This window comes from Microbacterium sp. STF-2 (assembly GCF_034650155.1).
Lineage (GTDB): Bacteria > Actinomycetota > Actinomycetes > Actinomycetales > Microbacteriaceae > Microbacterium > Microbacterium maritypicum_A.
In genome coordinates this window covers 1,414,051-1,428,768 of record NZ_JARKMW010000001.1, presented here as the reverse complement: position 1 = coordinate 1,428,768, position 14,718 = coordinate 1,414,051, and the positions used below count along the sequence as shown (strand labels likewise).

The window sequence follows — 14,718 nt, the reverse complement described above, 5'->3', positions numbered from 1 at the left end:
ATGAGCGAGCACCCCCACGACGGCGACCTCGTCGAGGTGCGCAGAGCGGTCTACCGGCCGTTGCGGCGCGGCAACGCCCTGGAGGACACGGTCGCCCGGCTCGTGCAGACGATCCGTCTCGGCGTCGTCGCTCCGGGGGAATCCCTGCCGCCCGAGCGCGAGCTCGCGGCATCGTTCGGGGTCAGTCGCGACACCGTGCGCGAGGCGATCCGCGAACTCGCGGACACCGGCTACCTGCTCCCGCGGCGCGGCCGGTACGGAGGGACGTTCGTCGCCGATCCGCTGCCGCACCCGACCGTGTCGGGCACCGTGACCGCGGAGGAGATCGACGATGTGCTCGGGCTGCGCCTGGTGCTCGAGACCGGTGCCGTGCGTGCCGCGGCGAGCCGATCGCTCGACGCCGCGACGCGCGCCGACCTCTGGGCGCGGCACGAGGCGGCTCTGCCGGCCGGGCCGGATGAATACCGGCGCCTGGACACTTTGCTGCACCTGGCGATCGCCGAGGCCGCGGGCATCCCCTCGCTCGTCGCTCTGGTCGCCGAGAACAGGGCGGATGTGAACGCCTGGCTCGACACCTTCCCGCTGATGCCGCGCAATATCCAGCACTCGGGCGCGCAGCACGAGGGCATCGTCTCGGCGATCCTCGCCGGACGCCCGGATGCGGCCGAGGCCGCGATGCGCGATCACCTCGCCGGATCCGAGGCGTTGCTGCGCGGCTTCCTCATCTGATCAGCGCTAATCGGTCGCGACTTCGACGATTCGCAACGGATATCGTTGCGAATCGATCAAGAGACTTCCGATTTCGCTATACCTGGCGACTTTCCTGTGTCAGACTCGCGGCAAGCGAATCTCAATGGGGAGGCTCCATGCCCGACACCACCCGAACGTCGACGGCGACACTCGACGCACCCACCGTCACCGGTGCGGTCCGCATCGATGGCGTGACCAAGCGGTACGGCACCGCCATCGCGGTCGACGACCTGAGTATCGACGTGCAACCGGGCGAGTTCCTCTCGCTCCTCGGTCCGTCGGGGTGTGGGAAGACGACCACGCTGCGTATGATCGCGGGCTTCGAGTATCCGGATGCCGGGGACATCCTCATCTCCGGCCGCAGTGTCCTGAACCTGCCGCCCTATCGGCGCGAGGTCAACACCGTCTTCCAGGCCTACGCCCTGTTCCCGCACCTCACGGTCGCCGAGAACGTCGCCTACGGTCTGCAGCAACGGCGCGTTCCCAAAGCCGAGCAGCGGGAGCGGGTGAGTGAAGCGCTCGACATGGTGCAGCTGCGGGCGTTCGCCGATCGCAAGCCGACGCAGCTCTCCGGCGGCCAGCAGCAGCGGATCGCGCTGTCGCGGGCGCTCATCAACCGGCCGAGCGTGCTCCTGCTGGATGAGCCGCTCGCGGCGCTGGACCGTCAGCTGCGCGAGGAGATGCAGCTCGAGCTCAAGCTCCTGCAGGCCCGCCTCGGTACGACTTTCGTGTTCGTCACGCACGATCAGGCCGAGGCGCTGTCGATGAGCGACCGGATCGCGGTGATGCGGGCCGGGCGGATCGAACAGCTCGATGCGCCCGCGGCCATCTACGCGGAGCCCGCGTCGGCCTACGTCGCCTCGTTCATCGGGCAGCAGAACTTCGTGCACGGCACGGTGCGTGCCGACGGTGAGGCCGTCGACACGGCGATCGGCGTGATCGCCGGTCGCTGGGGTGGCGAGCGGGTCGCCGCCGGTCAGCCGGCGGTCGCTGCGATCCGGCCCGAGTACGTCCGCCTGGAACAGGGCGAGGGTGCAGGGGTCCGCGGTCGTGTGCTCGGGGTCTCGCATCTCGGCGAGACACTGCAGGTCGCGGTGCGCATCGGCGAGGATGCCACGTTCCTCTCGCGCATGCCGGCGCCCACCGCGCCGGAGGTGGGAGTCGACGACGAGGTCCGTTGCGTCTGGAGTTCCGCGGATGCACGGCTGTTCGCCGCGGACGGCATCCCCACGACGGCGACGCACGTGATCACCCTGCCCAAGGACGGCGGCCGGTGACCGGCACGCCTCCGGTGCGGGTGCTCGCGCACCGGAGCGCCGCGCGGGTGATTCGCACCGAGCTGACCAGGCGCGGCTTCCTCGCCACCGCCATCATGGCGGGCGGCGCGGTCGTGCTCAGCGCGTGCGCACCGGGCCAGAACGCCGCGGCCGTGCACGCCAAGGGGGGAGCGCTCGAGGACAAGCTCTCGATCTACAGCTGGGGCGACTACGACGCGCCGGAAGTGCTCGAGCAGTTCACAGCCGAGAGCGGCCCGCGCATCGTGCTCGACGCCTTCAACTCGAACGAAGAGCTGATCGCCAAGCTCGTCGCGGCGCGGGGCACCTCGGGCTACGACATCGTGGTGCCGACCGGCGTCTTCGTCGGACCGATGGCCGAGAACGGCCTCCTGCAGAAGTTCAACCTCGACCTGTTGCCGAACATGAAGCACGTGGCGCCGGAGTTCCGCGGGCGCTCGTGGGATCCGGGCAACGAGTACTCCGTGTGCAAGGCATGGGGGACGACCGGTTTCGTGTACGACAAGAGGGTGATCTCCCGAGAGCTCACGACCTGGAACGACTTCATCGACGCCGCACAGAACGAGGCCTCCGGTTCGACCTCGGTGCTCGACGATCCGGCGCCGCTGCTCGGCATCTACTTCTGGGCGAACGGTATCGACTGGACCACCACGGACCCGGACGACCTCGACGCCGTCGAGAAGTTCCTGGTGAAGGACCTCGCGCCGCACATCTCGGCGTTCGACTCGTACCCGGGAGGTTCGTCGATCCCGCAGGCCTCGCACGCGCTGCTGCAGTCCTACAACGGCGACGCGCGGCTCGGCATCTTCGAGTCCGACGACCCCGACCGGTGGCAGTGGGTGCTGGGAAGCCCCGCGACCGAGCTGTGGATGGACAACTGGGCGATCGCCGCCGGTGCCCCGCACCCCGAGGCGGCGCACGCGTTCATCGACTTCGTGCTGCAGCCCGACGTGCAGCTCGCACAGGTCGACTACATCGGCTACGACACCGGCATCTCGGGGATCCGGGAGGAGGCGGAGGCCGCGGGGCTGGAACGGCTCGACATGGTGTTCTTCGACGAGGAGCAGGTGGCCACGATGCACGAGGGCAAGCTGACGGACGCACAGGACCGCGTCGTCTCGATCTGGAACTCGATGAAGGCGGCTGCTGGTGCCTAAGCTCAAGTTCGGTCTCGCCATCCCGGCCTGGGTGTGGTTGCTCGTCTTCTTCGTCGCCCCGATCTTCATGGTGATCGTGTTCAGCTTCGGATACAAGCCGAGCATCTTCGCCACGCATGCGCTCGACCACCTCTCGTTCGACCGCTACCTCGAGGCGCTCTCGCCGACCTTCTTCAGCACGTTCCTGAACACGCTGTGGATCGGCATCCTGGGCACGGCCCTGTGCCTCGTGATCGGCGGGCCGGTCGCGTACTGGATCGCGGTGAAGGCACCGCCCTCGAAGCGGGGGTTGCTTCTCGCGCTGGTGATGGTGCCGTTCTGGACCAACTTCCTGGTGCGTACCATCGGCTGGCAGGTGATCCTCGCGCCCGAGGGCTGGCTCTCGCAGCTGCTGCAGGGGATCGGGGTCATCCCCGGTCCGCTCGACCTGCTGTACTCGCGCGGCGCCGTGCTCCTCGGCGTCGTCTACAACTACCTGCCGCTGATGATCCTGCCGCTGTTCGTCGCCTTCGACCGGGTGTCCGGACCGCTGCGCGAGGCGAGCAAGGACCTGGGCGCGAACAGCATCACGACCTTCCTGCGGGTGACGGTGCCGCTGGCTCGACCCGGCATCATCGCCGGCGTGCTCCTGGTGTACATCCCGCTGATGGGCGACTACATCACCGCCACCGTGCTGGGCGGAGCGAAGGGCAACATGATCGGGCAGGTGGTGGCGAGCCAGTTCCAGACCGCGCAGAACTGGGCATTGGGCTCGGCGATGGCCGTGCTGCTGATCATCGTCATCATGCTCTCGATCGCGGTCGCGGCCGGACTCCTCTGGCTCGTGACCCTGCCGCTCAGACAACGCAACCGACTCGTCCTGGGGGAGGGATCATGACCGATACGAAGACCGCCATGACGGCACCGCGCGTGCGCCGCGGCGCAGGACGCTTCGTGCTGCCGATCTGGGCGGCGCTGGTGTTCCTGTTCCTGTTCCTGCCGATTCTCGTGATCATCGCGTACTCGTTCAACGTCGGGCGCCTGCTGGTGTCCTGGGACCACTTCGGCTTCGACTCGTTCCTCGCGATCGTGAACAAGCCCGCGATCCGCGACGCCGTGCTCGTGTCGGTGCGCACCGGTCTGCTTGCGGCTCTGCTCGCCACCGCGCTGGGCACGCTGGCGGGCATCGCGATGGCACGCAATCCCGGCAGGTGGGTGTGGTGGTTCCTCGGGCTTCTGCTGCTCGTGTCGGTCACGCCCGAGATCGTCGACGCGGTCGCGCTGCTGCCGTGGCTGGTGTTCCTCGGGCAGGATGCCGGGATAGGCATCTTCAACGACGGCACGATGAGACTCGTGGTGGGGCAGTCGCTGTTCTCGATCGCCATCGTGTCGTACATCGTGCGGGCGCGGCTGGTCGGGCTCGACGCCCGCCTGGAGGAGGCATCGGCCGACCTCTACGCGCCGCCCGTGCGCACGTTCCTCAAGATCACGCTGCCGCTCGCGATGCCGGCCGTGCTCGCCGGGTTCCTGCTCTCGTTCACGCTGAGCCTCGACAACACGGTCGTGTCGGCGTTCGTGCAGGTGTCGGGAACGACGCCGTGGCCCGTCTACGTGCTCAGCGCGCTGCGCAGCGGCTTGCGTCCGGAGATCGCCGCGGTGTCGACGATCATGCTCGTACTAACGCTGTTGGCGCTCGCGCTGGTGGCCGTGGTTCTGAAGAGGGCGGGGGACTCGGCGACCGAGATCGCCCGCACGATGGCAGGGGGTTGAGCGTGGGATACGCAGATCTGGTCTTCACGGGTGGCGTGCGCGGAGGGCGGGTGTTCCTTGCCGATGCCGCGCGCACCACGGCGCACGCGGTCGCCGTGACGGACGGGTTCATCAGCGCGGTGGGGCACGACGTCGCGGCGCTGATCGGGCCGGAGACCGAGGTGATCGACCTCGCCGGCGGACTGCTGGTGCCCGGTTTCCAGGACGCGCACGTGCACCCGGTGTGGGGCGGGTTGGACATGCTCCGCTGCGATCTGTCCGCTCTGGCCACCCGCGAGGAGTACCTCGACCGGATCGCCCGGTATGCGGCCGCGCACCCGGACGACGAGTGGATCCTCGGGGGCGGATGGCAGATGTCGGCGTTCCCCGGAGGCACACCGACGGCAGAGGACCTCGACTCCGTCGTGCCCGATCGCCCGGCGTTCCTGCCGAACCGTGACGGACACGGTGCCTGGGTCAACTCCCGTGCGCTCGCGCTCGCCGGCATCACCCGCGAGACGGCCGACCCCGCGGACGGGCGGATCGAGCGCGATGCGACCGGTGCCCCCAGCGGCACGCTGCACGAGGGCGCGATGGGCCTGGTCAACCGGCTCCTGCCGACCGAGGCGCCCGAGCGACTCGTGGAGGCGCTCCTGCAGGGGCAGCGCCACCTGCACTCCTACGGGGTGACGGCCTGGCAGGACGCGATCGTCGGCACCGAGTACGGCGATGCGGGCGATCCGCTCCCGGCCTATCGGACCGCCGCCGCATCCGGGGCGCTCACCGGTCGCGTCGTCGGCTCCCTGTGGTGGGATCGATCACGGGGCCTGGAGCAGATCGACGACATCGTGCGCCGTCGGGACGAGAGCACGGTCGGCCGCTTCCGGGCGCGCAGCGTGAAGATCATGCAGGACGGCGTCGCCGAGAACTTCACGGCCGCGATGCTGGAACCGTACTGCGACGGCCACGGGCACCCGCGCGAGGATTCGGGGATCTCCTTCGTCGAACCGGAGCTGCTCAAAGAAGCCGCGACCCGGCTCGACGCCCTCGGCTTCACGCTGCACTTCCACGCGATCGGCGACCGCGCCGTGCGCGAGTGCCTCGATGCGGTCGAGGCCGCCCTCGTGCAGAACGGTCCGCGCGGCAACCGACACCACATCTCCCACATCCAGGTCGTGCACCCCGACGACATCCCACGGTTCCGGGCCCTCGACGTCACCGCCAACATGCAGATGCTGTGGGCGACGCTCGAGCCGCAGATGGTCGACCTCACCATCCCGTTCCTCGGAGCGCAGCGCAGCGCGTGGCAGTACCCGTTCGGCGACCTGTTGCGTTCCGGTGCCGCGCTCGCGGCGGGCAGCGACTGGTCGGTCAGCACGCCGAACCCGATGGCGGCGATCCACGTGGCCGTCAACCGCCGTTCCGCGCCGACCGAGTGGGAGGGCGACTACGAACCGTTCCTCCCGGAGCAGGCGATCGACCTCGCCACGGCCCTCGTCGCCTACACGGCGGGATCGGCGCGGGTGAACCACCTCGACGACACCGGGACGATCGCGGTGGGGATGCGGGCCGACCTCGCCCTGCTCGACCGGGATCCGTTCGAGCATCCGGCGGAGGAGATCGGTCTGACCGAGGTGCGCGGCACCTGGGTCGAGGGAGTGCGGGTGTTCGACTCCGTGGGCGACTGAATGACACCACACCGACAATTACGCCGAGGGAAATCGGGGGGAGTAGCTCAGGGCCCCTCGGTCGCTAACCGCCCCCAGACCTGGTGCGTTGCGATCTCCTCGGCGGCCGCCGGACGCACAACGATCTGCGTGCGAAAGGTGGGGCCGGCGTAGACCTCGGGAAGCCACCAGTCGAACACATCGACGTGAGAGCGGAGTTTGCCGCCTAATCGTATATCGGTCGCTCTTCGCGATGTGGCGCGGGTTTCGCTGGTCCGTCCCCCGAATGGTGGACAGACAGGTTCTGCTGGAGTGCGGGATGCTTGTGCGCGCGGCGGGTCGAGTGATCGGAGAAACACAGTGAGATATCGAACAAAGGTTTCGGCTGGGGCGGTGGTGGCCTCCCTGGCTCTGATCTGTACGTGGGTGGGTCCGGCATATGCGTCCGAGGATGTTGACACGGTTTCGGTGGCAGACGTTGAGCGGGCTCTTGCCGGAGTGAGGGCAGGTTTGGTTGAGGATGCGGCGGCGTCTTCGCGTACAGATGATGCGGTGGCGGTGCTCGATGTCGGGGGAAGCACGGCTACCGTGCCGCGGGATGCGTCCGAGGGAGTGAAGCTCGCCGTCGGGGATGCTGTGGTGGGCATCAGCCTTCCTGCTGCGGAAGGGGGTGAAGCGGGCGTCTCATTGGAATCGGGGGCTGTCGCATACCCCTCGGATAACGGTGTGGCTAACACGGTCGTGCCATTTTCAGATGGTGTGCAGATGCTCACCACGATCGCTTCATCGAAAGCTCCCGAGCGCTTCGCCTACGGAATCGACGTTCCTGTCGGCGGTTCGGTGATGTTGGTCGAGGACGGGTCAGCGGTGGTTGCGGATCGAGATGGCATCACGGTGCTCACAACGAATGTGCCATGGGCGGTCGATGCGAACGGCGCTGCAGTTCCGACTCGATACGAAGTTGATGGCACTCAGCTCGTGCAGGTCGTTGAACACACTGCCCGCGATGTGGCCTATCCGGTCGTCGCCGATCCGACCTATTGGTGGGGAGGGAAAACTTGGATCCCCGCGAACAAGGTCTCGATCAGTCAAACTGCGTCCATCCTGTACGCACTGATTCCAGGATTTGTTGGCCCGGTAGCTCTCTACAACGTGGGGCTGGGGCTTTGCAACCAGGCCGGTAAGGGCATCTGGGTGTACTGGACCTGGGCGGGTCACATCTGGTGTACAGGACCGTAAGGAGATAAGGAGCTTCAACCATGGTCTCTCTCAATGAACTTGGCCCTATGGCGAAACGGAAGCGCAGTCTTCTCATCATCAGCTGGGTGGCGCCTGTCCTCGCGCTGGTCGCAGCTATCGTTTTCTGGAATGACCCTCCAATGCTGAGCGCGATCGCTGCAGCGATCTTGCTGCTCATGATGACGGCGCTCTATCTTGTAGAAAGAAGATTCTCCAGAGCCCTTATCGCGGCTCTGAGGCGTCAACAAACATGAAGTGACAAACGAGAAGGGGTGAGAGCGGCTGCGCTCACCCCTCCGCTGTTCCGGACTAGCGGCTAGTGCCCTCGTTGAGGTTCGCGTGGGTCGTAGCGAGGGCTGTAGTCGGGCTCGTAGTACGAGGGTCGAAGGTCGTCATCTGAAAACCCGTGTTCTCGCGTCAGCCTGCGGCGGCCTCGTCGGCCACGGAGAGCGCTTCGTCGAGCACGGTGAGTCCGCGCACCAGGTCTTCTTCGCTGATCACCAGCGGCGGGGCCACGTGCATGCGGTTGAAATGCGTGAACGGCCAGACACCGGCCTTCTTGGCGGCAGCGGCGAAGGCGCCCATCGGAGCGGCATCCGCGCCGGAGGCGTTGAACGGCACGAGGGGCTCGCGCGTCTCCTGGTCACGGACCAGCTCGACCGCCCAGAACAGTCCGAGACCGCGCACATCCCCGACGCTCGGGTGCTTCTCGGCCCAGGAGCGCACGGTCGGACCGACCACGCGTTCGCCGAGGTCGCGCACGCGCTCGAGGATGCCGTCGCGACGGAACACCTCGAACGTCGCGACGCCCGCCGCACAGGCCAACGGGTGCCCCGAGTAGGTCAGCCCGCCGGCGAAGGGCATCGTGTCGAAGGCGCTGGCGATGCGGTCGGAGATCACCACGCCGCCGAGGGGCACGTAGCCCGAGTTCACGCCCTTCGCGAAGGTGATCAGGTCGGGGCTGGCGTCGAACGCGTCGATGCCGAACCATTCGCCCAGTCGCCCGAATCCCACCATGACCTCGTCGGCGATGTAGACGATGCCGTAGCGGTCGCACAGCTCGCGCACGCCCTGCAGATATCCGGGCGGCGGCACCAGCACGCCGTTGGTGCCGACGACCGTCTCGATGATGATCGCCGCGATCGTCTGCGGCCCCTCGAGCTGGATCGTCTGCTCGAGATGCGCGAGTGCTCGTTCGGACTCCTGCTCCGGGGTCTCGGCGTGGAACGGCGAGCGGTACAGGTACGGTCCGAAGAAGCGCACGGCGCCGGAGTCGACGGTGTCGTTCGCCCAACGCCGCGGGTCGCCGGTGAGCGAGATCGCGGTCGATGTGGAGCCGTGGTAGCTGCGGTACATCGACAGCACCTTGCGACGGCCGGTGAACTGGCGGGCCATGCGCACCGCATACTCGTTGGCCTCGGCGCCGCCGTTGGTGAAGAACACCTTCTCAAGACCTTCCGGCGCGACCTCGGCGATCAGACGCGCGAGTTCCCCGCGCACGTCGTTGGCGATCGCGGGCTGGATCGTCGCGAGACGCCCCGCCTGCTCTTGGATCGCCGCGACCAGGTCGGGATGCTGGTGCCCCAGGTTCAGGTTCACGAGCTGGCTCGAGAAGTCGAGGTACGCGTTGCCCTGGTAGTCCCAGAACGTCGAGCCCTCGCCCGCGGCGACGGGAAGCGGATCGATCAGGCCCTGCGCGCTCCAGGAATGGAACACGTGGCCGCGGTCGTCCGCACGCACCTGCGCTTCGGCCTCGGGCGCGGGGAGCGGGTGCGAGACGCCGTGGCGGTCGGTGAAGTTCGTCATCGTGGTCGCTCCTCGTCAGTGGTTGCTCGGGAAGCCCAGGTCGACCTGGGAGGGCGTGTGGTCGGGCCACCGGGTGGTGACGACCTTGGAGCGTGTGTAGAAGTGCACCGACTCGGGACCGTAGATGTGGGAGTCTCCGAACAGCGAGTCCTTCCATCCGCCGAACGAGTAGGCGCCGATCGGCACCGGGATCGGCACGTTGACGCCGACCATCCCGACCTCGATGTCGAACTCGTACTGCCGGGCCGTGCCGCCGTCGCGCGTGAAGATCGCGGTGCCGTTGCCGTAGGCATTGGCGTTGACCAGCTCGACCGCCTCGGCGTAGGTCTCGACGCGCACGACCGACAGCACCGGGCCGAAGATCTCGTCGTCGTAGACCTTCATCCCCGGGGCGACCTCGTCGATCAGGCTGACGCCCAGGAAGAAGCCCTCCGAGTCGAACTGCTTCTGCGTGCCGTCGACGACGACCTTCGCGCCCTCGCCCTCGGCGCCCGTCACATACGAGGCGACCTTGTCGCGGTGCTCGCGGGTGATGAGCGGACCCATCTCGCTCGCGGCATCCGTGCCGGCACCGATCGTGAGGCCGCCGATGCGATCGGCGATCGCGGTGACGAGGTCGTCGGCGATGTCGCCGACGGCGACCAGCACCGAGACGGCCATGCAACGCTCGCCGGCGGAGCCGTAGGCGGCGGAGACCGCAGCGTCGGCAGCCGCATCGATGTCGGCATCGGGCATCACCACCATGTGGTTCTTCGCGCCGCCGAGCGCCTGCACCCGCTTGCCGGCGGCCGAGGCGCGCTGGTAGATCGAGCGGGCGATGGGGGTCGAGCCGACGAAGCTGACGGCGTTCACCCGCGGCGACTCCAGGAGCGCGTCAACGGCCTCCTTGTCGCCGTGGACCACGTTGAGCACGCCGTCCGGCAGCCCGGCCTCGGCGAAGAGCTTCGCGAGCCACACGGAAGCCGACGGATCCTTCTCGCTCGGCTTGAGGACGACCGTGTTCCCGCAGGCGATCGCCGAGGCGACCATCCACAACGGCACCATGACCGGGAAGTTGAACGGTGTGATCGCCGCGACGACACCGACCGGCTGCTTGACCGAGTGCACGTCGACACCGCGTGACACCTGCTCGCTGCGTTCACCCTTGAGCAGATGCACGAGTCCCGCCGCGAACTCGACGTTCTCGATGCCGCGCGACACCTCGCCGGCAGCGTCCGAGAGCACCTTGCCGTGCTCGGAGGTGACGATCGCGGCGAGTTCGGGTGTGCGCTCCTTGAGCAGCTGCCGCAAGCGGAAGAAGACGTCGGCGCGCTTGATCAGGCTCGTCTCGCGCCAGGCGGGGAGCGCGGCCGCCGCCGCGGCGATGGCGGAGTCGACCTCGGCGGTCGAGGCGAATGCGACCTGCTTCGACACCTGGCCGGTGGCGGGGTCGAAGACCTGGCCGGTGCGGGCCGCTTCTGCGGCCTCCACTCCGTTGATGACGTGACGGACGATGTCCACGATGTTCCTCCGAGGCTGAAGAATACGGATTCGAACACTCTGACTGAACGTTCGATACGCTAATGTTCCTCAATGATCACAGAGCGGAAGAGCGTCGAGTGGTGTCAGAACGTCAGGACTTGAGCCCGCATCGGACAGATCGTCCGAGTCGGGCAGGGGGTGTGCTCACGGTGGCCGACGTTCTCGCCGATCCGGTGCTGCAGGCGGGCGCACCGGACGTGGTCGTGGGCGGCGCCGCTCTCGATGCCGACGTGCGCTGGGTGCATGTCTCCGACAGCGCAGGAGTCGCCCGACTGCTCGACGGCGGCGAGCTGCTGCTCAGCACCGGGGCGGGATGGCCGACGGCTCCGGACGAGCTGCGCGACTTCGCGAGAGCCCTGCACCGTGCGGGGATCGCGGGCATCGTCGTGGAGCTCGGGTCCGGCCAATCGCAGATCCCCGATGCCGTGACCGAGGTGTGCCGGGACGTCGGTCTCGCCCTGATCGCCCTGACCAGCGAGATCAAGTTCGTCGCGGTGACGGAGTCGGTGCACAGATCGCTCATCGCCGCTCAGACGGATGCGCTGCACGAACGCCAGCGCCTGCACGAGCTCTTCACTGCGCTGAGCCTGCAGGGCGCTCCGGCCGACGTCGTCGTCGCCGAGACCGCGAGAGCGCTCGGCGCGCCCGTCGTGTTGGAGAACCTCGCGCACGAGGTGATCGCGCTCGAGACCCTGCGGATGCCGGTCGTGCAGGCGCTCGGACAGCTCGACGCGGCCGATCGCATCCCGGTGCAGGCGCGGGGGGTGCGGTGGGGAACCCTGCTCGCCCTTCCGGGCCCCGTGCACCCGGCGGGCCGGCACACGGTGCTCGAACAGGGGGCGACGGCACTGGCCTTCGGCTGCCTGGCGGACGGGGGCGACACCGAGTGGTCGCTGCTCGCGCAGCGGGGCATCATCGACGATCTGCTCGGCGCGCGGTTCGCGAACCCGGCCGACATCGCCGCCCGTCTGGCTTCGGGCGGGTTCGCTCTTTCGGGTCGGCATTGCCACGGCATCGTCGCCCGCGGGGCGGAGTCGGCGGCCGAGCTCGCCTACCGGGCTCGGCAGGCCGGGGCCGCCGTGGTCGCCGCACGCGTGGGAGAGGACGACGTCGCCCTGCTGTCGCTCCCTGAGTCCGCCCCGCTCACCGATGCTCTCGCCGTGCGCATCGCGGGGCCCGCGCGCACGGTCTTCGTCGGCCCTCCCGCCGAAGATGTCCTGGGGCTGCTCGCTTCGTTGCGCGCGGCGAGAGACCTCGCGGCGAGCGACCGCTCCGAATCCGGCCCGCGCGTGCGACGCGTCGACGACCGTCCGCTGGAACGCTTCGTCGCCTCGCTGCGCGACGATCAGCGGCTGCTCGCACACAGCGAGCGGATGCTCGCCCCGGTCGTGGCGTACGACCGCGAGCGGCGCGGAGACCTGCTCGACGTGCTCGCGGCGCTCGTCACCCACCCCGGGAATCGCTCCGCGGCGGCGGCCGCGAGCCACCTCTCGAGATCCGTCTTCTACCAGCGGCTCACCCTGATCGGTGATCTGCTCGACGTCGACCTCGACGACGGGGAGACGCTCGCCGCGCTCCACCTCGCGCTGCTGGCGAAGCGGAGCGCGGTGCCGGTGGCCTGACCCGTATCCGCCCGATCGGTGCGCGCGAGGGTCAGAGCACCGACTGCGCGCGTGTCAGCACGTCGCGCAGGATCTGCTCGATCTCGCGGAATTCCGAAGGCCCGACGGTGAGCGGCGGCGCGAGCTGGATCACGGGGTCGCCGCGGTCGTCGGCGCGGCAATACAGACCGGCCTCGAACAGGGCGGGGGAGAGGAAACCGCGCAGCAGCCGCTCGGACTCGTCGTCGTCGAAGGTCTCCTTGGTCGACTTGTCCTTCACGAGCTCGATGCCGAAGAAGTAGCCGTCGCCCCGCACGTCGCCCACCAGCGGCAGGTCGAGCAGCTTCTCGAGCTCGGTGCGGAACAGCGGGGAATTCTCGCGCACGTGCGCGTTCAGCCCCTCCTCGTCGAAGATCGCCAGGTTCTCCAGAGCGACAGCGGCCGACACCGGGTGCCCGCCGAACGTGTAGCCGTGCGGGAAGGACAGATCGCCCTTCGAGAAGGGCTCGTAGATACGGTCGCTGACGATGGTCGCGCCGATGGGGGAGTAGCCGCTCGTCATGCCCTTGGCGCACGTGATCATGTCGGGCACGTAGCCCAGGCCCGTGCACGCGAAGGTGTGACCGAGGCGGCCGAAGGCGCAGATGACCTCGTCCGAGACGAGCAGCACGTCGTGGCGGTCGCAGATCTCGCGGACGCGGGCGAAGTAGCCGGGAGGGGGCGGGAAGCATCCGCCGGAGTTCTGCACCGGCTCGAGGAACACGGCGGCCACGGTGTCAGCGCCTTCGAAGAGGATCATCTCCTCGATGCGGTCGGCCGCCCAGCGTCCGAATGCCTCGAGGTCGTCGGCGGGTCCACCCATCTCGGCCGCGCGGTAGAAGTTGGTGTTGGGCACGCGGAAGCCGCCGGGGGTGACGGGCTCGAACATCGACTTCATCGCCGGGATGCCCGTGATCGCCAGCGCTCCCTGCGGGGTGCCGTGATACGCGACGGCGCGAGAGATCACCTTGTGCTTGGCGGGCTTGCCCTGCAGCTTCCAGTAGTGCTTCGCGAGCTTGAACGCGGTCTCGACCGCCTCGCCGCCCCCGGTGGAGAAGAAGACCTTGTTGAGGTCGCCCGGCGCCTCGTCGGCGAGACGGTCGGCCAGCTCGATCGCTGCCGGGTGCGCATACGACCAGAGGGGGAAGAAAGCCAGCTCGGAGGCCTGCGCCGCCGCGGCCTCGGCCAGCCGACGCCGACCGTGGCCGGCGTTCACGACGAAGAGTCCGGCCAGGCCGTCGAAGTATTCCTTGCCCTTGGCATCCCAGATACGATGCCCGTCTCCCTTGACGATGATGGGCACACCCGACTCCGCCATCGTCGACTGCCGGGTGAAGTGCATCCAGAGATGGTCCTTCGCCATCGTCTGCAGTGCGGACTCGGAAGGGATGGTGCGTGCGGTGCTCATCTGGTCCCCCAGTTGTAGAGCTGCTTCTGCAGCTTGGCGTAGATGAAGGTTTCGGTGGAGAGGACGCCATCGATCGGGCGGATGACGTCGTTGATCAGCGCGAGCAGGTCGTCGTCGTCCTCGCAGACGACCTCGGCGAGGACGTCGAACGAGCCGACCGTGATGACCACGTAGTCGACGGACTCGATCGCGGCGATGGCCTCGGCGACACGGCGCGCGTCGCCGGACACGCGGACGCCGATCATGGCCTGGCGGTGGAAGCCCAGCTGCATCGGGTCGGTGACGGCGACGATCTGCATCACACCCGACTCGGTGAGCCGCTGCACCCTCTGGCGCACCGCGGCTTCGCTCATCCCGACGGTGCGGCCGATCTCCGAATACGAACGACGGCCGTCCTCTTGGAGCAGCTCGACGATCGTCTTCGAGACCGCATCGAGGGAAGGGTGCTTCTTCGCCGGACTCATGGTGCGATCTTCGCACTCCGCAATGCGCTCGGCAACCGATTTC

13 protein-coding genes are annotated in these 14,718 nt (G+C 68.2%); 9 read left to right on the top strand and 4 right to left on the bottom strand.

The window, feature by feature from the left end; genetic code table 11:
• The 8 genes from MicroSTF_RS06725 to MicroSTF_RS06690 all read left to right on the top strand — a co-directional run bounded on the left by MicroSTF_RS06725 (window position 1) and on the right by MicroSTF_RS06690 (window position 8,090).
• On the top strand, window positions 1-729 hold the full coding sequence (locus MicroSTF_RS06725) for a FadR/GntR family transcriptional regulator (RefSeq protein WP_021199973.1): 729 nt from the start codon (window positions 1-3) through the stop codon (window positions 727-729).
• Between the two features lie 137 nt (window positions 730-866).
• A complete protein-coding gene (locus MicroSTF_RS06720) occupies window positions 867-2,027 on the top strand; it encodes an ABC transporter ATP-binding protein (protein WP_322954404.1) in 1,161 nt (386 codons plus the stop codon).
• Entirely contained in the window at window positions 2,024-3,202 is a 1,179-nt protein-coding gene (locus MicroSTF_RS06715) for a spermidine/putrescine ABC transporter substrate-binding protein (protein WP_322954401.1), read from the top strand. Before MicroSTF_RS06720 ends, MicroSTF_RS06715 begins: the two co-directional genes overlap by 4 nt.
• On the top strand, window positions 3,195-4,079 hold the full coding sequence (locus tag MicroSTF_RS06710) for an ABC transporter permease (RefSeq protein WP_322954399.1): 885 nt from the start codon (window positions 3,195-3,197) through the stop codon (window positions 4,077-4,079). Before MicroSTF_RS06715 ends, MicroSTF_RS06710 begins: the two co-directional genes overlap by 8 nt.
• Complete coding sequence (locus tag MicroSTF_RS06705) at window positions 4,076-4,951, top strand: ABC transporter permease (protein ID WP_021199969.1); 876 nt, start codon at window positions 4,076-4,078, stop codon at window positions 4,949-4,951. Before MicroSTF_RS06710 ends, MicroSTF_RS06705 begins: the two co-directional genes overlap by 4 nt.
• Before the next feature lie 2 nt (window positions 4,952-4,953).
• Entirely contained in the window at window positions 4,954-6,618 is a 1,665-nt protein-coding gene (locus tag MicroSTF_RS06700; RefSeq protein WP_297556200.1) for an amidohydrolase, read from the top strand.
• Between the two features lie 372 nt (window positions 6,619-6,990).
• A complete protein-coding gene (locus MicroSTF_RS06695) occupies window positions 6,991-7,836 on the top strand; it encodes a hypothetical protein (RefSeq protein ID WP_297595346.1) in 846 nt (281 codons plus the stop codon).
• A gap of 20 nt (window positions 7,837-7,856) precedes the next feature.
• The gene (locus MicroSTF_RS06690; RefSeq protein WP_021199966.1) at window positions 7,857-8,090 is read left to right on the top strand and encodes a hypothetical protein; all 234 of its coding nucleotides are present in this window, start codon (window positions 7,857-7,859) and stop codon (window positions 8,088-8,090) included.
• 163 nt (window positions 8,091-8,253) lie between these two features.
• On the opposite strand, the gene MicroSTF_RS06685 is transcribed toward MicroSTF_RS06690, so the two are convergent.
• Together MicroSTF_RS06685 and MicroSTF_RS06680 are read right to left on the bottom strand one after the other, a co-directional pair.
• Window positions 8,254-9,642: an aspartate aminotransferase family protein gene (locus tag MicroSTF_RS06685; protein WP_136024175.1), complete on the bottom strand. Its 1,389-nt coding sequence runs from the start codon at window positions 9,640-9,642 to the stop codon at window positions 8,254-8,256.
• A gap of 15 nt (window positions 9,643-9,657) precedes the next feature.
• Window positions 9,658-11,142: a CoA-acylating methylmalonate-semialdehyde dehydrogenase gene (locus MicroSTF_RS06680; protein WP_322954392.1), complete on the bottom strand. Its 1,485-nt coding sequence runs from the start codon at window positions 11,140-11,142 to the stop codon at window positions 9,658-9,660.
• A gap of 170 nt (window positions 11,143-11,312) precedes the next feature.
• On the opposite strand from MicroSTF_RS06680, the gene MicroSTF_RS06675 reads away from it, so the two are divergent.
• Entirely contained in the window at window positions 11,313-12,785 is a 1,473-nt protein-coding gene (locus MicroSTF_RS06675) for a PucR family transcriptional regulator ligand-binding domain-containing protein (protein WP_322954390.1), read from the top strand.
• A 31-nt stretch (window positions 12,786-12,816) separates the two neighbouring features.
• Here the strand turns inward: MicroSTF_RS06675 and MicroSTF_RS06670 are convergent, their stop codons facing one another.
• Both MicroSTF_RS06670 and MicroSTF_RS06665 read right to left on the bottom strand, forming a co-directional pair.
• Window positions 12,817-14,211 carry an aspartate aminotransferase family protein gene (locus MicroSTF_RS06670; RefSeq protein ID WP_021199962.1) on the bottom strand — a complete coding sequence of 465 codons (1,395 nt, stop codon included), beginning with the start codon at window positions 14,209-14,211 and terminating at the stop codon, window positions 12,817-12,819.
• Window positions 14,208-14,675: an Lrp/AsnC family transcriptional regulator gene (locus MicroSTF_RS06665; protein WP_021199961.1), complete on the bottom strand. Its 468-nt coding sequence runs from the start codon at window positions 14,673-14,675 to the stop codon at window positions 14,208-14,210. Before MicroSTF_RS06665 ends, MicroSTF_RS06670 begins: the two co-directional genes overlap by 4 nt.
• Window positions 14,676-14,718 lie beyond the last annotated feature (43 nt).